Annotated in this window: 14 protein-coding genes and 1 pseudogene; 7 read left to right on the top strand and 8 right to left on the bottom strand. The window is 70.1% G+C overall.

Annotated features, from left to right (window positions below; translation table 11 throughout):
- Nucleotides 1-126: 126 nt before the first annotated feature.
- Nucleotides 127-1,380: an amidohydrolase gene (locus tag ACZ4LX_RS06065; RefSeq protein WP_467639153.1), complete on the bottom strand. Its 1,254-nt coding sequence runs from the start codon at nucleotides 1,378-1,380 to the stop codon at nucleotides 127-129.
- 93 nt (nucleotides 1,381-1,473) lie between these two features.
- Entirely contained in the window at nucleotides 1,474-3,558 is a 2,085-nt protein-coding gene (locus ACZ4LX_RS06070; protein WP_467639150.1) for a prolyl oligopeptidase family serine peptidase, read from the bottom strand.
- A 167-nt stretch (nucleotides 3,559-3,725) separates the two neighbouring features.
- Between ACZ4LX_RS06070 and ligD the strand changes: the two genes are divergently transcribed.
- On the top strand, nucleotides 3,726-4,694 hold the full coding sequence (ligD, locus tag ACZ4LX_RS06075) for a non-homologous end-joining DNA ligase (RefSeq protein WP_467639146.1): 969 nt from the start codon (nucleotides 3,726-3,728) through the stop codon (nucleotides 4,692-4,694).
- 54 nt (nucleotides 4,695-4,748) lie between these two features.
- Here the strand turns inward: ligD and ACZ4LX_RS06080 are convergent, their stop codons facing one another.
- Nucleotides 4,749-5,828: a protein kinase family protein gene (locus ACZ4LX_RS06080; protein WP_467639144.1), complete on the bottom strand. Its 1,080-nt coding sequence runs from the start codon at nucleotides 5,826-5,828 to the stop codon at nucleotides 4,749-4,751.
- Between the two features lie 190 nt (nucleotides 5,829-6,018).
- Here ACZ4LX_RS06080 and ACZ4LX_RS06085 point away from each other — a divergent pair, with 190 nt between their 5' ends.
- From ACZ4LX_RS06085 to ACZ4LX_RS06100, 4 genes and pseudogenes are all read left to right on the top strand, one after another.
- Nucleotides 6,019-6,822 carry a methyltransferase domain-containing protein gene (locus tag ACZ4LX_RS06085; RefSeq protein WP_467639141.1) on the top strand — a complete coding sequence of 268 codons (804 nt, stop codon included), beginning with the start codon at nucleotides 6,019-6,021 and terminating at the stop codon, nucleotides 6,820-6,822.
- A gap of 126 nt (nucleotides 6,823-6,948) precedes the next feature.
- A pseudogene (locus ACZ4LX_RS06090) lies at nucleotides 6,949-7,461 on the top strand (GNAT family N-acetyltransferase); the annotation flags it as partial.
- 143 nt (nucleotides 7,462-7,604) lie between these two features.
- Entirely contained in the window at nucleotides 7,605-8,015 is a 411-nt protein-coding gene (locus ACZ4LX_RS06095; RefSeq protein ID WP_467639138.1) for a VOC family protein, read from the top strand.
- A gap of 133 nt (nucleotides 8,016-8,148) precedes the next feature.
- Nucleotides 8,149-8,631, top strand: a complete 483-nt coding sequence (locus ACZ4LX_RS06100) for a helix-turn-helix transcriptional regulator (RefSeq protein ID WP_467639135.1) — start codon at nucleotides 8,149-8,151, stop codon at nucleotides 8,629-8,631.
- A 97-nt stretch (nucleotides 8,632-8,728) separates the two neighbouring features.
- On the opposite strand, the gene ACZ4LX_RS06105 is transcribed toward ACZ4LX_RS06100, so the two are convergent.
- Nucleotides 8,729-9,280 carry a DinB family protein gene (locus ACZ4LX_RS06105; protein ID WP_467639131.1) on the bottom strand — a complete coding sequence of 184 codons (552 nt, stop codon included), beginning with the start codon at nucleotides 9,278-9,280 and terminating at the stop codon, nucleotides 8,729-8,731.
- A gap of 433 nt (nucleotides 9,281-9,713) precedes the next feature.
- On the opposite strand from ACZ4LX_RS06105, the gene helR reads away from it, so the two are divergent.
- Entirely contained in the window at nucleotides 9,714-11,858 is a 2,145-nt protein-coding gene (gene helR, locus ACZ4LX_RS06110; protein ID WP_467639128.1) for an RNA polymerase recycling motor ATPase HelR, read from the top strand.
- A 132-nt stretch (nucleotides 11,859-11,990) separates the two neighbouring features.
- Here helR and ACZ4LX_RS06115 read toward each other — a convergent pair whose 3' ends face one another.
- Nucleotides 11,991-13,526 (bottom strand): pectate lyase family protein, encoded by a 1,536-nt coding sequence (locus tag ACZ4LX_RS06115; protein ID WP_467639125.1) that lies wholly within the window; start codon nucleotides 13,524-13,526, stop codon nucleotides 11,991-11,993.
- Between the two features lie 687 nt (nucleotides 13,527-14,213).
- Here ACZ4LX_RS06115 and ACZ4LX_RS06120 point away from each other — a divergent pair.
- Nucleotides 14,214-15,326, top strand: a complete 1,113-nt coding sequence (locus ACZ4LX_RS06120) for a PucR family transcriptional regulator (protein WP_467639122.1) — start codon at nucleotides 14,214-14,216, stop codon at nucleotides 15,324-15,326.
- Between the two features lie 113 nt (nucleotides 15,327-15,439).
- Here the strand turns inward: ACZ4LX_RS06120 and ACZ4LX_RS06125 are convergent, their stop codons facing one another.
- From ACZ4LX_RS06125 to ACZ4LX_RS06135, 3 genes are all read right to left on the bottom strand, one after another.
- A complete protein-coding gene (locus tag ACZ4LX_RS06125) occupies nucleotides 15,440-16,840 on the bottom strand; it encodes a carboxylesterase/lipase family protein (protein ID WP_467639119.1) in 1,401 nt (466 codons plus the stop codon).
- Between the two features lie 120 nt (nucleotides 16,841-16,960).
- Nucleotides 16,961-17,830: an alpha/beta hydrolase family protein gene (locus ACZ4LX_RS06130; RefSeq protein WP_467639116.1), complete on the bottom strand. Its 870-nt coding sequence runs from the start codon at nucleotides 17,828-17,830 to the stop codon at nucleotides 16,961-16,963.
- A gap of 219 nt (nucleotides 17,831-18,049) precedes the next feature.
- The gene (locus ACZ4LX_RS06135; protein WP_467639113.1) at nucleotides 18,050-19,603 is read right to left on the bottom strand and encodes a long-chain-fatty-acid--CoA ligase; all 1,554 of its coding nucleotides are present in this window, start codon (nucleotides 19,601-19,603) and stop codon (nucleotides 18,050-18,052) included.
- Nucleotides 19,604-19,663: the final 60 nt, after the last annotated feature.

The following is a 19,663-nucleotide window of genomic DNA, read 5'->3' on the forward strand; positions in this document are numbered from 1 at the left end:
GCGCGGATGGTTGTACCCGGTTCGCCCGGTTCTCCTCCACGGCCCGTACGCGATCCAGCAGTCCGGGGCTGTTCGTCCTGCCGTTCTGGGAGGCAGGAGGGAGGGACTGTTACCGCTTGACCTTTGTCATGCCTTGCCGAGCCAGGTCAGCGCCGCCACGACCAGCGCCTCCACTCCGGTGCTCAGCGTCGGTTCGACGACCGGGGCGAAGACCGCGGAATGATTGCCCGGCAACTCGTCCATCCGTCCTTCGTGGAACGCGGCCACCGTCGGCTCCGTCTCCAGGCCGCCCCAGAACCAGAACACCGTCGGCACGCCGAGCGCCTCACCGAACACACCCACGTCCTCGCTCGCGTTCACCTGCGGCATCGGCAGAATCCGCTGGGCGCCGAAGTGTCCGGAAAACGCCGCCACGGTCGTTCTCGTGGCATCCGGTTCGCTGACGAGAGCGGGGGCGGGCGCGAACCAGGTGAATTCCGGCGGTGCCGGCGCACCACTCGTCTGCGACTCACCGGCCACGACACGCTCCACCGCGTTTCGGACCAGATCACGGACGGCCGGGGTGAAAGCACGGATGTTGACGCCCAGCTCGGCAACCTCCGGGATGATGTTGTCCTTGGTTCCGGCCCTCAGCCGCCCCACTGTCACCACGGCGGTCTCTGCCGGTGGGACCTCGCGGGCGACGATGCCCTGAAGCCGGGTGACGACGTTGGCCGCCATCAGCACCGGATCGATCGCCGCCTCCGGCCTGGACCCGTGTCCGCCCCGGCCGTGCAGCGTGATGTTCACCGAGTCGGAGGCCGCCATCACCGGCCCGTTGCCGTAACCGATGAATCCGGCGGGCAGGGGTCCGACATGCTGGCCCAGGACGATGTCCGGCTTGGGAAAGCGTTCGAACAGTCCGTCATCGACCATTCCGCGGGCGCCGACCGCCAGTTCCTCGGCCGGCTGGAAGACCACCAGCAGGGTCCCGCTCCACTGTTCGCGAGCCTGGGCGAGCAGGACGGCGGCACCGGTCAGGCAGACCGCGTGCATGTCGTGCCCGCAGGCGTGCATCACGGGCACTTCATGGCCGTCGCCGTCGACGGCTCGGACCGTGCTGGCGTACGGCAGTCCGGTCTTCTCCTCGACCGGCAGCGCGTCGAAATCCGCGCGCAGCATCACCACCGGACCGTCCCCGTTTCGCAGGACCCCCACCACTCCGGTGACACCCACCTGCTCGGTGACCTCGTCGAATCCGCCGGCCCGCAGCCGCTGCGCCAGCAGCGCCGCGGTCCGGGTCTCCTGGAGCGACAGCTCCGGGTGGCGATGCAGGTCCCGGTAGAAGTCGGCGAGGTCTTCGCGTATCTGCGACAGGCCCTCGGTCACCGTATGTGCCACGTCTCATTCCTCCTCCGTGCCGGTCCGGGCACCGTACCTTCCGGTCAGGCGGATCGCATGGCGGCATCTGTCGTACCGGAGCGACGCAGTTGCTCACCGGTGCCCGCTTCCGGTATCGGCCGGGGCCTGTCCGGGGCGAGGTGGTCCGCCGGGCCGGCCGGGTGCGGGTGGGGAGAGGTGCTGCCACAGGAACGTGTGCGTCAGGGCGTTGTTGTGCGCGGCCTGTGCGTTGTCGCCGGCCCCCGCGTGGCCACCGCCGGTGTTCTCGTGGAGCAGGACCCGGTGGCCGAGTTCACGCAGCCGTGCTGCCGCTTTGCGGGCGTGGCCCGGGTGGACGCGGTCGTCACGGGTGGAGGTCGTCAGGAGCAGCGGCGGGTAGGCCCGGCCCGCGGCCATCCGGTGGTACGGAGACAGTTCGCGCAGGTGCTCGCGGTCGTCCTGGTCGTCCGGGTCGCCGTACTCGGCGATCCAGGAGGCACCTGCCAGGAGTTCGTGGAAGCGGAGCATGTCCAGCAGCGGGACTCGTGCGACGATCGCGCCGAACAGTTCCGGGTAACCGGTGACCATCGCGCCCATGAGCAGTCCGCCGTTGCTGCCCCCCGTCGCGCCCAGCATCGCCGGGGTGGTGATACCCCGAGTGACGAGGTCGGCGGCGACGGCGGCGAAGTCCTCGAAGGCCCGTACCCGGTCCGCGCCGAGTGCGGCCCGGTGCCAGCCCGGCCCGTACTCACCGCCGCCCCGGATGTTCGCGATCACGTACGTTCCGCCGCGCTCCAGCCAGGCCCGGCCTGTCACCGCACCGTAGGACGGGGTGAGTGAGATCTCGAAGCCGCCGTATCCGTGGAGGAGGGCGGGGCCGGGGCCCGTGCGGGTGCGGTCGGACCCGATCACGAAGTACGGCACTCGGGTGCCGTCCTCGGAGACCGCGAAGAACTGCTCCACGGTCATACCCGCGGCGTCGAAGCGCGCCGGAGCCTTTTTGATGATCTCCGCAGGGCCGCCGATCGTGCCGTGGTACAGCGTGGACGGCTGCAGGAAGCCCGACACGTCGAGGAAGTACTCGTCGGAGACGTCCGGGTCCGTGTCCACCACGGTGACGGCGGACAGGGCGGGGACGTCCGCGAGCGGCTCGCGTGCCCACCCGGCGCCGGGGGTGGGGGTGAGGACCTCGATGCGGGTGCTGACGTCGTGCATCGTCGCCAGGATGAGATGGTGACGGGTCCATGAGTGCCCGGCCAGGGCCGTCCGGGCGTCCGGGGTGAACAGCACCTGCGGGGTGCGGTCCCCCGCGAGGAAGGCGTCGAAGCCGAAGGCCAGCAGTGAGCCCGCCCGCTGTCCGAGCCAGTCGGACTTCAAGGTGACGATCAGGTGCTCGCGATGGGCATACGCGGTGGCGTCGTCCGGGACGTCGATCCTGACGAGCGAGGTGCCGGGGGCGAGAAGATGCATCTCGCTGTGGTGGAAGTCCATCGACCGGTAGACGAAGTCCCGTTCGAAACCGGGTGTGGAATCGTGCCAGCCCCCGGCCTCCACGTCCCGCGTCCGGCCCTCGAAGACCGGTTCGGCCGCTTCGAGTCCGGTGCCCCGGCGCCATCTGCGGACGGTCCGCGGGTAGCCGGATTCGGTGAGGGAGCCCGGCCCGAAGTCCGTGCCGACGAAGACGGTGTCGGCGTCGATCCAGCCGATCCGGGTCTTCGCCTCGGGTACCTGGAATCCGTCCTCGACGAAGGTCCTGGTGCCGAGGTCGAACTCACGGACCACCACGGCGTCGCCGCCGTCACGCGAGAGAAGGACCAGAGCCCGGCCGAAGTCCGAACGGCGGACCTGGGCGCCGGCCCACATCCATTTCGTGTCCTCCGTCGCGGCCAGCTCATCGACATCGAGGAGGATCTCCCAGCGGGGAGCGTCCGTGCGGTACTGCTCCGGTGTCGTACGCCGCCACACGCCCCGCGGGTGCTCCGCGTCCTGCCAGAAGTTGTAGAGGAACTTTCCGCGGCGCGCGGTGTAGGGGATCCGGTCCGGTGCGTCCAGCACCTCCAGCAGCCGCTCCTTCAGCGTGGCGAACCCAGCGCCGCCCGCCAGCGCGGCCTCCGTCTCGGCGTTCCGCTCGGCCACCCAGGCGAGCGCGGCCTCGCCCTCGATGTCTTCCAGCCACAGGTAAGGGTCATCAGTGCTCACCACAGAATTGTGCAGGCTCGGCGGGCACGAGGGGACCGGATCCGTCTCGTCCTCACGGAAGGGCCGGCCGCACGTGGCCGGCCCGGGCGGTTGTACGGGGCACGGCGGCCCGGCCGTGGGGCCGGCGCCGGACTGCGCGAAGGTGCCGGGCGCCCGATCATCGGGACATGGCCCCGAACCCCTCCGGCGCCCGCTGGTCGCCGCCACCGGTCGCACCGATGCTGGCCGTACCGGGTCCGCTGCCCGTGCCCGGTACGGACTGGGCGTTCGAAACCAAGTGGGACGGTGTCCGCTGCGTCCTGAGCACCACCGGAGACGGCTCGGTGCGCCTGGCCTCGCGGGCGGGCAACGACATCACCGTGACCTACCCGGAACTGCGGGCACTGGGCAGCGAGCTGCGCGGACGCGGTGTGGTCCTGGACGGTGAACTGGTGGTCCTCGACGCCTCCGGGCGGTCCGACTTCGGTCTGCTCCAGAGCCGTATGGGCGTGGCCGACCAGCGCCGCGCAGGCCGCCTCGCCCTGGACTGTCCGGCACACTTGATGATCTTCGACATCATGTACCTCGACGGTCACGCCCTGCTCGGCACCCCGTACGGCGAACGCCGCGAGGTCCTGTCCGCACTGGGGCCCGCCGGACCGCACTGGTCGGCGCCCCCGTATGTGCGCGGCCACGGGGCGCGGGTGTGGGAGGCGGTGGTCCGTGAAGGCCTGGAGGGTGTGGTGGCCAAGAGGCTCTCCTCGCCGTACACGCCGGGCACCCGATCGGCTCACTGGCGCAAGACCAAACGGGTCGAAACCCTGGACGTGGTCATCGGCGGCTGGACGCAGCGCCGTGGCGCCGCCGAGGGTGTGCCGGGAGCGGTGCTCGTCGGCGTGACCGGTTCCGAGGGGCTGCGGTACGCGGGTTCGGTGGGATCGGGACTGTCGGAGCGTGAACTGAGCGAACTCAAGGCGTACTTCGCGGTCATCGAACGATCGGTGTCGCCGTTCGCCAACCCGGTCGACGTGGCCGGCGCGCACTGGGTGGAGCCCCGGCTGGTCGCCGAGGTCACCGCGACGGAGTGGACCAGGGCCGGCCGTCTGCGCCATCCGGTCTGGCAACGGCTGCGGCCGGATCTGACCCGGCTCGGCTGACGGAGCGGCCCGGGGCCGGTCCCGGCCGGAGCGCGCACCGGCCGGGCCAGATCGTCACCGCGGCGACGGGGCCCCGGCACGGGTCCGCCGGATCTCGGCTGCGGGGAACGGCGTGCGCTTGCTCTCGTGCACCAGTTGGCGGTGGAACCCGTCCAGCACAGCTGCCTGCGGGGCATGACGGTCGATGATCGCGCCGATTCCCGCAGGCACGCCGTTCGGGCGGCGTCCGGCGGTCCAGTCCCGGAGGAACACGCCGAGTTCAGCCCCGCCCGTCACCGTTTCGGGCAGGTGGTGGCGCAGCAGGTGCCAGGGGGCGTAGGCGCGGTCGTACAGGAGGTGGTCGGCGAGAAAGGTGCTCTCCTGCCGCGAGAGGTCGAAGCCGCTGCTGAGTGCGAGTCCGAAGTCCGCGAAGTACACCTGCCTGCCGTCGGTGAGCACATTGGCGAAGTGGGTGTCGAAGTGCACCAGCCCGCGCGAGCTCATGAACTCCGTCCCGCGCAGGAGCGCGTCCTCCACCCACACATAGGAGTCGTCGAGACCGGGCTCCGCCACGGCCTTGTCACGGGCCTCACGGAGCCAGGCTCCGAGCGTGCAGGGGAGGTGTTCGAGGAACAGCACCAGGCTCGACGAGGATCTGCCGATGGCCTCCAGCCGGCGGCGTACCGCGCGGGACCCCTCCCAATGGGCCACGGCCCCCTCGATGCCGCCGAACTCATCGACGAAGGCGTCCGGTGCGTGATCCGGCAGGACCCGCCAGTGGTACATCAGCGGGAACCCCGCGTACTCACCGCGCAGAACCCACTCGGTGGTGGTCATATGGGCCGCCAGCTCACGCCAGGCACCGAATCCCGCCGAACCCACCCCGTACTGGTAGTAGTTCGGGAGCTCGAACAGGTTGGCCGTCGAGCGGACGTGTTCCGGCGACAGCTCGACATCGGTCAGGGGAACGCGCTTCACGAAGACGCGCACACCCGCCACCTCGATATCGGCCCGCCTGCCGCCGGTTCCCGAGCCGAGTACCGGCGCGGCGGTGACCATCTCCCGCAGCGCCCGGTCGCTCAGCAGGGAGAGCGCCTTCCCCGCTGCCGTGTGGGCCGCCGCACGCGCGAAGCCCGGGTCCTCGTACTCTGCCATGGCGGCTCCTGTCCGGTGTGCGGTCCGACCGCTGCCGATCGTGCCAGAGGTGATCGCGCAGGTCATGAAGTCGTCGTGACCTGCGGATGCGGAGCAATGGCGGTGGCGGGCGGGTGACCGCTTCGGAAAGCGCAGGTCCGGGGTGAGCCACCGGCTCGGTGCCTGTCTGCGTCTCTGACAGGATCCCGCCATGGCTGAACACGACGCGGAGCGCGGCTACCTTCTGGACAATCAGCAGTCGGAGGCGGGTGTCCGCTTCGGGGCTCTCAGCGAGCTGTTCGATCCGGTGACGTTCCGGCATGTCGACCGGCTCGGGATCAGCGTCGGCATGCGGTGCTGGGAGGTGGGCGCCGGCTCTCCCTCCGTACCTCTGGGGCTGGCCGAGCGGGTCGGGCCGACGGGCGCGGTGGTCGCCACCGACATCGATGTGTCGTGGACCCGGGACGTCACCGGCGGCGTGATCGAGGTGGTGCGCCACGATGTCGCCGCCGATCCGCCGCCTCCCGGCGGTTTCGACCTCGTCCATGCCCGCCTGGTCCTGGTGCACGTCACCGATCGGGCCGAGGCGCTGCGCCGGATGGTCCAGTCGCTGCGGCCGGGCGGGTGGCTGCTGCTGGAGGATGCCGACCCGGGGTTGCAGCCGCTGCTGTGCCCGGACGAGTCCGGCCCCGAACAGCGGCTCGCCAACCGGCTGCGCTCCGGCTTCCGCGCGTTGATGGCCGCTCGTGGCGCGGACCTCACGTACGGACGGACTCTGCCCAGGCTGCTGCGTGAAGCCGGTCTGGAGGACGTTCGGGCCGACGCGTACTTTCCGATCACCTCGCCCGCGTGTGCGGTGCTGGAGGCGGCGACCGTGCGGCAGATCCGGCCCCTTCTGGTGTCGGAGGGGCTCGCCACGGCCGAGGAGATCGACCGCCACCTGGCCAATGTCGCCACCGGCCGTCTCGATCTCGCCACCGCACCCATGATCTCCGCGTGGGGCCGCCGCCCGTGATCAGGCGCGCGTCTGCCGGGGGGCCGGAGAGACGGGTGGCGTTGCCCCTCGGTCCGGTCCGCGCCCGGATGTCCGCAACGGCGGCTGACGTCGAGGCGCGGGGAACGCCCGTGCGAGGATCGCGAAATGAACAGGCTGCGCTTCCGTCCTGCCGGCGATGCCGACCTTGCCGCTGTCGTGCGGCTGCGCGACGACGCCGCGCGCTGGATGCTTGCCCGGGGTGTGACCGGTCAGTGGCGGCCGGGTGAGCTGGGCGAGGACCACTTCCGCCGGCTCCTGGAGACCGGGGAGGTTTGGGTCGCGGAGGCTGCCGGTCGTGTTGTCGGGGCCTGGGAGCTGTGGTGGGAGGACGAGGATGCCTGGGGGGCGCGGCCGCCGACGGCCGGCTATGTGCACCGGCTGATGGTCGATCACAGCAGTGTGCCGCCCGGGACGGGCAAGTGGCTGCTGAACAGGGCGGAACGCCGAGTGGCCGAGGTGGGACGCACGTTGGTACGTCTCGACTGCCTGGCCGGCAACGCCCGTCTGAAGGCGTATTACCTCGGCGCCGGGTATCGGGTCGTCGGGCACAAGGAGGGCAAACCTCAGCCGGGTGGTCCGCCCAAGTCGTTCACGCTCCTCGAGAAGTCCGTACCGGACGGTGGAGAACAGGGGGCTGCCGGAGAGCGGGAAGCCGTGGCGCCCGGAAAGAAGACACAAGCAAGGGAGGCACAGGGGCAACGAGCGGGATCGGTCAGGAATCAAGAAGCGCGGGTCGCGGGGACGGCTCTAGCATGATCGGCATGGACATCAGCATTCACACCAGCTTCCTGCCGCACGACGACCCGGACGCGTCCGTGGCCTTCTACCGCGACGTTCTCGGTTTCGAGGTCCGCAGCGATGTCGGACAGGGCAAGATGCGCTGGATCACGGTCGGCCCGGTGGGCCGGCCCGGCACGTCCATCCTGCTGGCGCCGCCCGCCGTCGACCCGGGCATCACCGAGGACGAGCGCCGCACGATCACCGAAATGATGGCCAAGGGCACTTACGGATGGATCCTGCTGGCCACCCCGGACCTCGACGCCACGTTCGAAAAGGTGCAGGCTGGCAACGCAGAGGTCGTCCAGGAGCCGACCGAGCAGCCCTACGGCATCCGCGACTGCGCCTTCCGCGATCCTGCGGGGAACCTGATCCGCATCCAGGAGCTGCGCTGAACCGCCCGGTCACCGGTCCGGCCCGACACGGCCGGACCGCGGCCGCCGTCAGGGTGCGCGGAGATCGTCCCGCACGCTCACAGCCGACCGCCACACTCCGGGTACGAACAGACGTCGATGAAACGGAGCTCGCATGTGTCACCCGTCGTGGGGGCGCGCACGCATCGCGGCGCAGCACCTGAGCGACCTCGCACGGCTGCGTCGCGTACGCGACCGGATCGACCGGGAGTACACGCAGCCGTTGAACGTCGAAACGCTGGCCCGGGACGCGGGCCTGCCGGCCCGGCACCTCAGCCGGCAGTTCCGGCTGGCCTACGGCAAGTCTCCGTACGCGTATCTGATGGCGCGTCGCATCGAGCGGGCGGCCGCCCTGCTGCTCCACGGTGACCTCGGCATCGCCGAGACCCGCCGCGCGGTCGGCTGCCCGTCGCCGGGCATCTTCCGCACGCGTTTCACCGAGCTCGTCGGCGTACCGCCCCACGTCTATCGGCGCCGTTCAAGGGCCACCGGCGCGGAGTCGGATCCGTGGGTGCCGCAACAGACGATACGAGAGACCAGGCGCCCGGCCGGCCGGCCGGGCGCCGTGGCCGCCGGTCCGGAACCGGCCTTCGCGTAGGCGGGGTTACGGAGACACGGGGCCCGCCCCGCATCGGCCCGGCAGCCGGTGACCGGCCCGCGCGTACCGAGGGCGGCTCCGTGGCCCGGATCCGGCCTCACAACCCCCTGGCCCCGTCGATCCGTTCCCGAATCAGGTCCGCGTGACCGTTGTGCCGGGCGTACTCCTCGATCATGTGGATCAGCACCCAGCGCAGCGACACCGTTCCACGCCACGAGTCGTGGCCATGGATGTCGAGATGTGGCGCCTCCCCGACCAATCGATCGGCGAACGCCACCTCGGCCCGCCAGGCCGCCCAGGCTGCCGCGACCTGCTCCGGGCCGGAGGCAACCATGTCGAAGTCACCGTCGGCGTTGCCGTCGGAGCAGAAGAGGGGCGGGGCATCCTGACCGGCCAGGACCTGCCGGAACCAGCGGCGCTCCACCTCCGCGAGATGCCGGACCAGGCCGAGCAGCGACAGCGTGGACGGCTCCACGGACCGCCGGGCCAACTCCCCTTGCAGACCGGCGCACTTCATCTCAAGCGTCGCACGCTGGTCTCTGAGGAAATCGACGAGCATGGGCCGTTCGCCGCCGGTCCCCGAACCGCTGAACCGGCGGTCGGACCCGGAGCCGGCGAATATTTCGGCGCGCCTGTTTGATGTGACCATGCCCCCATCGTCCACAGGGGCCGAGTGGGCTCGGCAGCCGCCCCCTGGGCAGCCGTCGTCTCCGCGACACGACGGGAGCTTGAGGAAGGTTCTGCCCGCCCTGCCGGGCTGTGCGGCTGGGACGAAGTCTTTCTCAGTGGAACCGAAAGGGAATACCCACCCCTCGCCACTCTTAACTTATAGCGCAGTGGGGGGCTTGCGGCAAGGCCCCGGTCCTACCGCAGAATCACTCGTCGACGCCGCAAGTCGCAGAAATGGGAGATTCACCAAGTGCATATGTTTGTGCCGGTTTCCGGAATGCCCGGTGACGGGGATCCGGTGGTGGGAACCGCCTGGCGGTGCGATCCGCCTCTTGACGGACAGCCGCACACCGGTGCGCGGAAGTACGCGCCGACGGAATTCCCGGGCTCGGCCCCGAATCGGAGCTGCTGACATGAACCCCCTGACCACCAGCGCGTTCGACCTTCCCGACCACCTTTCCCCCAAGGCCGACCCGAAACTGACCGCCGGGGACGAGAAACACTTCGCGGCCATCGCCGAGTGCCTCGATCAGTCGATCGCCGAACTCTCCGCGCGCCTCGACGCGGAGCGCAGATCACCCGGCGGCACCGGCCGCCAGGCGATGGACCGGGACATCGAGATCCACCGGCTGACCGCCCGGCTGCGTACGCTGCGCCGGTTCGGGCTGGACCTGTGTCTCGGGCACATGGCCGGCACGGACGACTCCGAACCCGTCTACATCGGACGGCTCGGACTCACGGACAGCACAGGCCGCCGGCTGCTGGTCGACTGGCGCTCCCCCGCGGCCGAGCCGTTCTTCGGAGCGACCCATGCCAACCCGATGGGGCTGGACAGCCGCCGCAGGTATCGCTGGACCCGTGGCCGCATCAGCGACTACTGGGACGAGGTGTTCACCCCGGGCGGGGCGGTCGGGCACGCGGCGCTCGACGACCAGTCCGCGTTCATCGCCACCCTGGGCGGCGGCAGGTCGGCGCGGATGCGCGATGTACTCGGCACCATCCAGGCCGATCAGGACGCCATTATCAGGGCGGGGTCGCGTGGCGCGCTCGTCGTCGACGGCGGTCCGGGTACCGGTAAGACCGTTGTCGCCCTGCACCGTTCCGCGTACCTCCTCCACTCCGATCCCCGCCTCGGCCACCACCGCGGCGGCGTGTTGTTCGTCGGTCCGCACGAGCCCTACCTGGGCTACGTGGCCGACGTACTGCCCAGCCTCGGCGAGGACGGCGTACAGACCTGCACCCTGCGCGACCTCGTGACCGAGGGGTCCGAGGCCGGGGCGGAGACGGACCCGGAGGTGGTCCGCCTGAAGTCGTCCGCGGATCTGGTGAAGGCGATGGAGGCGGCCGTCAGATTCTACGAAGAGCCCCCCACCGAGGGTATGACGGTCACCACGCCCTGGTCCGACGTCCGGCTGGACGCCGGCGACTGGGCGGTGGCGTTCGAAGCCGCGCCCGGCACCCCGCACAACGAGGCGCGTGACCAGATTCTGGAGGAGCTGGTCACGATCCTGGTGGACAGGGACGGCAGCGACGTGCCCGAGGAACTGCTCCGCGCGTCGCTCCTGGGCAACCGGGAGCTGCTCGCGGCCTTCGACCGGGCGTGGCCGCTGGTCGAAGCGGCCGACCTCGTCGGAGACCTGTGGTCGGTCCCCGCCTACCTGCGCATCTGCGCCCCCTGGCTGAGCCGCGACGACGTGTCGTTGCTGCAGCGCGCGGACGCCCAGGCCTGGACCGTGTCCGATCTGCCCCTCCTGGACGCGGCACGCCAACGGCTCGGTGACCCGGAGACGTCGTCGCGCAAGCGCCGGCACAACGCCGTCGTCGCCGCCGAGCGCGCGCACATGGCCCACGTCATCGACGCCCTGCTGGAGGCCGATGCCGACGGCGAAGGGGCGGTCACGATGCTGCGCGGGCAGGACCTGAAGGACACCCTGGCCGACGGATCCGCGCTGCCCGGCGGGGAACCCGACCTGCTCGCGGGGCCGTTCGCGCACATCGTCGTGGACGAGGCCCAGGAGCTGACCGACGCGGAATGGCAGATGCTGCTGCTCCGCTGCCCGTCGCGGAGCTTCACCATCGTCGGGGACCGCGCCCAGGCCCGGCACGGCTTCACGGAGTCATGGCGGGAACGGCTGGAGCGGGTCGGTCTCGACCGGATCAGCCAGACATCCCTGAGCGTCAACTACCGCACTCCGGAAGAGGTGATGGCGGAGGCCGAGCCGGCCATCAGGGCGGCGCTCCCCGACGCCAATGTGCCCACGTCCATCCGCGGCAGCGGCATTCCCGTCGCCCATGGATCCACTGGCGAGCTCGGCACGGTCCTCGGCGCGTGGCTTGCCGCGCATGCCGATGGGACCGCCTGCGTCATCGGCGATCCCGCGTTCCGGGCGACGCCCCGGGTCCGTTCGCTGACCCCTGAGTTGTCGAAGGGCCTCGAGTTCGACCTGGTCGTCGTCGTGGACCCGGACGAGTTCGGCGAGGGCATCGAAGGAGCGGTCGACCGCTACGTCGCTATGACCCGGGCGACCCAGCGGCTCGTTGTCCTCACGAGCTCCTGACACGGACCGGCAGGACCGCTTCGGCGGTCCTGCCGACGCCACAGCCGCATGCGCCTCATCCACATGCGTCGCCACCCGCCGTTCGTCCGCGCCCGTCGCTGCCGGATCCGGACCAGCGGTGCGAGACCGCCGTTACCCGGCGTAGGTCTCGAACTCGGCGACCTTCGGGGTGCCGGTCGAGCCGGTGATCTCGAAGGTGATCTTGCGCAACGAGGTCTTCGGGATCGTGATGGCACCGGCGCCGCTGCCGGAGGTCAGCACGGCTCCGGTGTCTGCGTTGAGCACCTTCCAGGACCCGATGGTGCCGGCAGAGCCCGAAGCCTCCCGGATGTTGATCGAGGAAACGGAGGTCGCCGAGGCCCACTTGACGGAGATCGAGCCGGTGGCTCCGGCGGGCGACCAGTAGGTGCTCAGGTCGCCGTCGCGCACATTGCCGTAGCTCGTCCCGTCGGCCTTGCTGCTCCCGTCGGAGCCCGCGCCGATGCTGAGGTTCGTCCCGGTGGGGGTGGTCGGGTCCGTCGGGTCCGGAGTCGGGTCGGTCGGGTCCGGAGTCGGCGTCTCTGTCGAGCAGTTGCCGTCCGAAACCTTCAGACCCTTGTTGGCGCCTGCCGTCTGGGCCACGATGCCGGGTACGCAGGACGCCGCGTCGAGGCTGTAGGCGTAGGGGATGCTGACGGTGGTGTTGGACTTCGGGTCGGGGCCGGCCGGGTTGTTCTCGGATCCGGGGGCGGACCACGTCACGTTGTCGAAGGTGTTGCCGCTCACCTGCCAGTAGCCGGCCGCGTCTGTGTAGAAGGTGCCCAGGACGTCCTTGGAGTCCTTGAAGTAGTTGTTGTCCACCTTGGCGCGGGCCCCGGCACGGGAGTTGATCCCGGACTCGTTGAGCTTCACGTAGTAGTTGTTGTACATGTGGGCGATGCCGCCGCGCAGCAGAGGAGTGCGGGAGTCCAGGTTCTCGTACAGGTTGTGGTGGAACGTGATGAAGCCGTTCGACAGTTCGGTCTCACTCGACCCGATGAGGCCGCCACGGCCGGAGTTGCGCAGGGTGCTGTAGGACAGCGTCACGTACTGCGTGTTGGCCTTCATGTCGAAGAGGCCGTCGAACCCCTCCGACTCGCCTCCCGAAGCCTCCAGGCTTGTGTGGTCGACCCAGACGTTGCGGACGTTGCTCTCCATGCCGATGGCGTCGCCGCCGTTGGACGTGGGCGAGCCGGACTTCTTCACGTTCTTGACGGTCACGTTCTGAATGATGATGTTGCTGGACTCGCGTATGTGGATGCCCAGTTGATCGAAGACGGCGCCGCTTCCGACACCGACGAGCGTGATGTTGCTGATCTGCTTGAGCTCGATCACACCGGCCGCGGTGTTGCAGCTGTCGCCGGAAACCTTGGTGGTATTGGCGTGGTTGATGGTGCCCTCGACCTCAATGATGAGGGGAGTGCTGCTGCTGGCCCGGCTGCACAGGGCCTGGTGGATCGCGGTGCCCGTGGTGGCCCGGACCGTCTGCCCGCCGGCACCGCCGGTGGTGCCGCCGTTCTGGGTCGCGTAGCCGGTGACCCCGCCGGTCGCCGCCGATGCCGAGGGCATCGACACGACGACACCGGTCGCGGCAGCAAGGGCGGCCGTGCTCAGCGCCGCATACAGTCGCAGTGCGACTCGCCTCTTCATGATGGATTCTCCCTGTTCGTCTTCTGGCCGGGACGCGAAATGGCATGCCCATGTCATTCAAAAGCCCGGCGTTCACCGGCTGCCGACTCCTTGCTGGACAAGCCCTGATCAGCGCGGTTGCGGGTGCGCTTCTTCGGTGCGATCGAACGGGCCGCACCCTTGCGGCCCGGTACTGCGCGTACGTCGGCGCCGGCCGCGGGATCACCGCCACCGCACGAAGCCGCCGCATGCGAACCGTCCGGGGCGGCACGACGCGCCGTCGTCATGGCGCGCGCACTCGACCCCACGACACGTCGACGCCGTGAGTACAGCCCCGTACCGGATCAATGGCGGCTCGCCTGTGAGGTCTCGGCCGCCGCCGTGGCCCCACTGTCACCGGAACGGAGTTCAGAGAAACGGAAAGCGCTTTCTCATCGTGAGAATAGGACCGCTTCAACGAGGCTGGCAAGGCTCTGGACATCCCGACCACCACAAGCGCTTCGACTCCTGCACCAACTGCCCTACGATCGCTGGATTTAGAGGTGAATTCACGGCACGCCCGACGATCTCCGATGCCAAGGATCCGGCATCGGTCTGGATGCTCCACACGCAGCAAGCGCATTCTTCGGTCTCGTTCCCTGCATGCTGGTCGCCTGATCGAGGTGCACGGCGATTGACGAGGGCACGGGGCAGTGTGACGATGCGCCGATGCTTGGCCTACACGCACGGATGGCGGTTCGCGGCGGCGCCCTCACCGCGACCGTGGTCGCTCGCTGTGCCGCAGAGGTGCCGTTCTACGGGGAGCTTCCCCGGCGCACCCTCGACGGTGAGGTGACGCGGTCGATCACGGCGGTGCACGAACTTCTGCTGCGGACGCTCCGGGACGACGGCGCCATGGACTCGGGTGACCTGACCAGGCTCATCGAATGGTCGGGGCGCCGGGCCGAGGAGCGCGTGCCCCTTGAAGCCGTGACCGCTGCCTACCTCATCGGCGCCGAGGTGTGGTGGCAGGCCCTGGCCGAGACGGCGGAGCCCGGGGAACTGGCCGGGGCGGGCGCCCGGCTGCTCGCTTGGCTGCACACGGCCATGCCTGCTGTCGTGCTCGCCCACCGCAACGCGCAGGAGGACATCCACAGCGAGGACAAACGGGCGAGGCGGGCCTTGCTGAACGCCCTGCTGGCGGGTCGGCCCTACGCAGAGCTGGCGGATGCGGCGGGGGTCACCGTGGCGGGTGAGTACGAGGTGATTGCCTGGTCGTTCGAGTCGAATCCGCCGGCCAGGCTGGTGCAGTCCTCGCTGGAGGCCCGCGCCGGTGTCCCGGTGCTGATGGATCACGTCGCCGGGATCGCGCTGCTGCCGGGCGGCTGCGACGTACCCGGCCTGGCGGCGTCGCTCGCCGAAGAGCTGGGACAGCGCGTGTTCGCCGCCGCTGCCCCGGCCGTCGGCCCCGCGGCCGTTCCCGCAGCCGCCGAGGAGGCGGGGCGGGTACTGGAGCTCGTACAGCGGCTGGGCCGCCCGCCCGGCTTGTACCGGCTCGATGACGTACTGCTGGAGTACCAGCTCGCACGCCCCGGCGACGCCCTGCGGCGGCTGGCCGCGAAACTCGACCCGCTGGAGGAGCATCCGTACCTGCTGGAGACGCTGCGGGTGTTCGTCGACCATGGCCACAACCGCCGCCGGAGTGCCCTGGAGCTGTGCGTCCACCGCAACACACTGGACTACAGGCTGCACCGGGTGAGCGCGCTGACCGGGCTGGATCTCGCGGTCCCCGCCGAGGCGCGGCTGCTCCAGGCGGCGCTCGTCGCCAGGGACCTCGCCTGACGGGCTGCCTGTCGGGGCCTGTCCGGTCCGGGGCCTGTCCGGTCCGGGCCGGCCCTGATGTGAACCGGTGCGGACCGGCACGGCCGGCTGGGCCAGGCGCGGGAGCCGGCCGGTCAGAGCCAGGCCCGCAGCTCATCCTGGCGTGGCGCGAGAACCAGACCCGTGTCCGGATGCCCGAAGACCATGACCGGCCGGCTCTCGTCCCAGGCGGGCCAGCCCGGATCCCCCGAGGAGACGAAGGCGATCCAGGCCCGGTGCATGGCGTCGGCCAGCGGCTGAGGCGCGTCCGGTCCGGTGAGCGTTTCGCCGTGCCGGAGGTTGTCGAAGACGAAGCCGATCTCCAGCGCATGGCACGCGCCCAGTTCCAGGACGGGCGAGGGCCAGGCGAACTCGTACAGAAACGTTCGTGCCGGCCGAGCGTCGGCAAGCCGGTTGAGCGGTCCCCTCAGCAACAGGTCCGTGGCCATCTCCCCGAGGATCACCCCGGGTGTCGCGCCCGGCCTGTTGGCCTTGTACAGACGGGCGACACTCCCCGGGATCCGGAACTTCAGCAGAGCCAGCCGCAACGAGAGCCGGGTGACGCGGTCCACCGCACCGCTCGGCACGAACCACAACCGGTACTCCTCCCGATTGGCGCCCATCAGCAGATCGACGGTGGGCAGCGGGGGTTCCGCCGGAACCACGTCGCCGTCCACCACCAGGTGGAATCCGGGGCCGCCGCTGATCGGATCGCCCTTGCCGATGACCTCGTTCTGCACGTCCAGCAGCTTCGCGCGGTCCACCTCGGCGAACGCCTCCGCCGTCGCGGGCACCCGCAGCGTCTTCGCCATCGCCTGCACGGTCCTGGCGCCGCGGCTGCGCGGCACCGTCTGCGGAGGTCCGCTCTGCAGGACCGCCCGGTGGAAGAGACCTTCCGCCCGGGGGCTGGTCATCAGGGCGGCGATGCTGATGGCCCCGGCGGACTCCCCGCACACCGTGACGTTGTCCGGGTCGCCCCCGAAGGCGGAGATGTTCTTCCGCACCCAGGTCAGGGCCGCGATCTGGTCCAGCAGGCCCCGGTTGTCAGGTGCGTCGGGGAACACCCCGAACCCCTCGACGCCCAGCCGGTAGTTCACCGTGACAAGGACCACGCCGTCGCGTGCGAAGGCGTGGCCGTCGTACAACGGCACGGAGCCCGATCCGTTGCGCAGGGATCCTCCGTGGATCCACACCATCACAGGCAGCCGCCCGCCACCCGTGTCCGGGGTCCAGACATTGAGGTTGAGGCACTCATCCCCCGGAATGTCCACATCGGGGATCAGCTCGTCGAGCGGCGGCCGGTAGGGGCGCTGCGGTGCGGTCGGCCCGTATTCCAGCGCGTCGCGCGTCCCTTCCCAGGGTTCGGCCGGCGCCGGGGCGCGGAAGCGGTGGACTCCGAACGGCGCGGCCGCGTAGGGAATTCCGAGGAAGGTGGCGATTCCTTCCCGGACGCGGCCGCGGACCTTGCCTTGGCACGTGGTCGCGATGACGTCCATGTCGGTCCTTTCACGAGGTACGCCCGCCTCCCCCGTCGCGGGAACGCACGGGGGAGGCGGAAGAAAAGGGGGAGCTCGGGCAACACGGGCATTGTGGTGCCCCGGTACGGCTGACGCCCGTTACGGAGCGACGGCCGGGACGTTCAGGGCCAGGCCGTTGCGGCGGACATCGGACCAGGTGGTGGTGTCGGTGCAGATGCCGCATGCCGGGCCGAAGAACTGGGCACGGGCCGTACTGTCGCCCATGAGCTGGGCGCGGAACCATGCCGTGGTCGGCGCGGCGAACGGGCCGGCGTCGCCCACGACCGTGAAGTGGTCGGCTCCGCGCACTTCCCCGTACAGGGCCGGTATGTGGTCGGCGGCGTTGTAGAAGGCCTTGACGAGGAACGGAAAGACAATGCTGTCCTTCTGACCGGCCAGCAGAAGTGCGGGGACGTGGACGGAGTCGATGTCGGCCAGCGGACCCGGCTGGATCGGCAGGATGGTGTCGATCCGGGGGTCCGCACCGACGACGATGGCGGCCGCCCCGCCCTGCGAGTGGCCCGATGCCCCGATGTGCTCCAGGTCGACGCGGTCGTGGAAGATGCTGCCCGGGTCGGCGTTCCTGCGGGTGAGCATGTCGATGCCCTCCCGCATGGAGATGCCCAGGTTGGACTGCGGGGTGTTCGCCGCGGCGACGATGAAGCCCTGGCTGGCCCAGTGCAGCAGCAGGTCCCGGTAGACCACGGGGAAGGCGAAGGTGCCGTTGCCCCACACGATCACGGGGTGGCGGCGGTCGCTGTCCGCGATGTCACGCGGGTAGTACAGGGTGGTGATGGCGCCGACCTCCACAGCGGTGGCGTAGGGCCCGGGGTCACCGAAGTCCGCGGCGGCCGACGCCGTGGAGGGGCTGGCGGGGGCGGGTGATTGTGCCGCACCCGCGCCGGCCGACGCGGACAGAACGAGGGTGAGCGCGGCCAGCGGGACGAGCAGTTTCCTTCTCCACAACACGGCGACTCCTGACGTCGGGGCGAGCTGAGTGATTCATCCGGATCACATCGGTGCCTGATGGCACATCCTGTGGGAGGGATCGGCGGCCGTCTCTGCGCAATCGCGGCAATCGCCGACGGCGGAGTTTGTGCAATGTGCCGATGCCCCCGGTAGCGGGCCGGTGGCGCCATGCCCTGCCGGACCGCGGTCCCGTCGGAGGATCCCGGAGTCCGGGTGGCCTCACGAGCTGCTGTCACGTACCTCTGCGGGCGGCCGGACGGGCCCGGCTCCCCCGCCGGCCCGGGCGGTCAGTTCACGCTTGAGGATCTTGCCGGTGGATGTCAGGGGCAGGCTGTCGCGGAACTCCACACTGCGGGGGTACTTGTAGGCCGCCACCCGCTCGCGGCACCAGGCGATCAGTTCCTCTTCGCTCGGCCGCGCTCCGGGCGCGGGGATGACGAACGCCTTGACGTCCTCCCCGTGCGTGGCATGGGGTACTCCCACCACGGCGGCCATACTCACGGCCGGATGGGTGATCAGGACCTCTTCGATCTCGCGCGGGTAGACGTTGAAGCCGCCTCGGATGATCAGGTCCTTGACCCGGTCCACGATGTAGTAGTAGCCGTCCGCGTCGCGCCGGGCGATGTCTCCGGTACGGAACCAGCCGTCACGCATCACCGCGGCCGTGTCGTCGGGCCGCCGGTAGTAGCCCTTCATGATGTTGTGTCCGCGGATCGCGATCTCGCCCGGACCGCCGTCGGGGACGGCCTGCCAGGATTCGTCGATGAGCTTCATCCGCACGCCCCACACCGGCCGGCCGATGGAGCCGGGCCTCGGCGGCAGTCCTGGCGGGTTGAAGCATGCGACGGGCGAGGTCTCCGACAGTCCGTACCCCTCCTGCACCCCCACGCCGAAGACCTTCCCGAACTGCCGGAGCACTTCGACGGGCAGGGCGGCTCCCCCGGAGACCGCCGTACGCAGATGCGCGGGCGGCGCCTGTCCGCCCAGGGCTCCGAGCAGGGCCCAGTACATGGTCGGGACCCCTGCGAAGAACGTGACACCTTCACGGTGCATCAGCCCGACAGCCTCCTCCGCGTCGAAACGGGGCTGCAGGACAAGGGTGGCGCCCCGGAGCAGGCCCATGTTCATCACCGCGCTCTGGCCGAAGGCATGGAACAGCGGGAGCGAGGCCAGCATCACCTCGTCCTCGGCCGCCGTGAACAGCCGGTCGGCGACCATGGCGTTCATCACCATGCTGCGATGGGTCAGCTCGGCTCCCTTGGGCCGCCCCGTCGTACCGCTCGTGTACAGGATCACGGCGGTGTCCTCCGCCGCCGTGGCAACCGCCTCGGCGGGACCCGCGCCGCCGGGGCTCCTGTGCTCGATCCGGTGCAGCAGAAGGAAGTGCTCGCAGGCCGGCGCCTGGTCGAAGCCCTCCTTCCCCACCTCCGCCAGGGGCAGCTGAGGTGTGCCCTCGAAGCAGAGAAGGGCTTTGGCGCGGGAGTCGTTGAGGTGGTGGGCGATCTCCTGCGGGCGCAACAGCACGTTGAGAGGCACCACGACCGCTCCGACTCGGAGTATGCCGAAGTAGGCGGCCGGGAAGTCCGGCACGTTCGGACAGGACAGCGCCACCCTGTCGCCCTTGCCCACTCCCAGGCGCCTGAGCGTGTCGGCGACGTCCTCGGACCGCGACAGCAGCTCGGCGTAGGTCAGGCGGGTGTCACCGAGGACCAGCGCGGTCCGCTCGGGGTGCTCCTGGGCGCTGTGCTCAAGCAGGGACGACAGGTTCAGCATCAGTTCTCCTCAGCGGCTCGTGGTGAAATGCTGAGGCACAACATGCGCGGTGCGTGATGG

Source organism: Streptomyces sp. NPDC026062 (assembly GCF_055568375.1).

Excerpts from the sequence above, each read along its gene's own strand:
- ligD (WP_467639146.1), top strand. The coding sequence starts at position 3,726 with ATGGCCCCGAACCCCTCCGGCGCCCGCTGGTCGCCGCCACCGGTCGCA.
- ACZ4LX_RS06080 (WP_467639144.1), bottom strand. The coding sequence starts at position 5,828 with ATGGCAGAGTACGAGGACCCGGGCTTCGCGCGTGCGGCGGCCCACACG.
- ACZ4LX_RS06085 (WP_467639141.1), top strand. The coding sequence starts at position 6,019 with ATGGCTGAACACGACGCGGAGCGCGGCTACCTTCTGGACAATCAGCAG.
- ACZ4LX_RS06095 (WP_467639138.1), top strand. The coding sequence starts at position 7,605 with ATGGACATCAGCATTCACACCAGCTTCCTGCCGCACGACGACCCGGAC.
- ACZ4LX_RS06100 (WP_467639135.1), top strand. The coding sequence starts at position 8,149 with ATGTGTCACCCGTCGTGGGGGCGCGCACGCATCGCGGCGCAGCACCTG.
- ACZ4LX_RS06105 (WP_467639131.1), bottom strand. The coding sequence starts at position 9,280 with ATGGTCACATCAAACAGGCGCGCCGAAATATTCGCCGGCTCCGGGTCC.
- helR (WP_467639128.1), top strand. The coding sequence starts at position 9,714 with ATGAACCCCCTGACCACCAGCGCGTTCGACCTTCCCGACCACCTTTCC.
- ACZ4LX_RS06115 (WP_467639125.1), bottom strand. The coding sequence starts at position 13,526 with ATGAAGAGGCGAGTCGCACTGCGACTGTATGCGGCGCTGAGCACGGCC.
- ACZ4LX_RS06120 (WP_467639122.1), top strand. The coding sequence starts at position 14,214 with ATGCTTGGCCTACACGCACGGATGGCGGTTCGCGGCGGCGCCCTCACC.
- ACZ4LX_RS06125 (WP_467639119.1), bottom strand. The coding sequence starts at position 16,840 with ATGGACGTCATCGCGACCACGTGCCAAGGCAAGGTCCGCGGCCGCGTC.
- ACZ4LX_RS06135 (WP_467639113.1), bottom strand. The coding sequence starts at position 19,603 with ATGCTGAACCTGTCGTCCCTGCTTGAGCACAGCGCCCAGGAGCACCCC.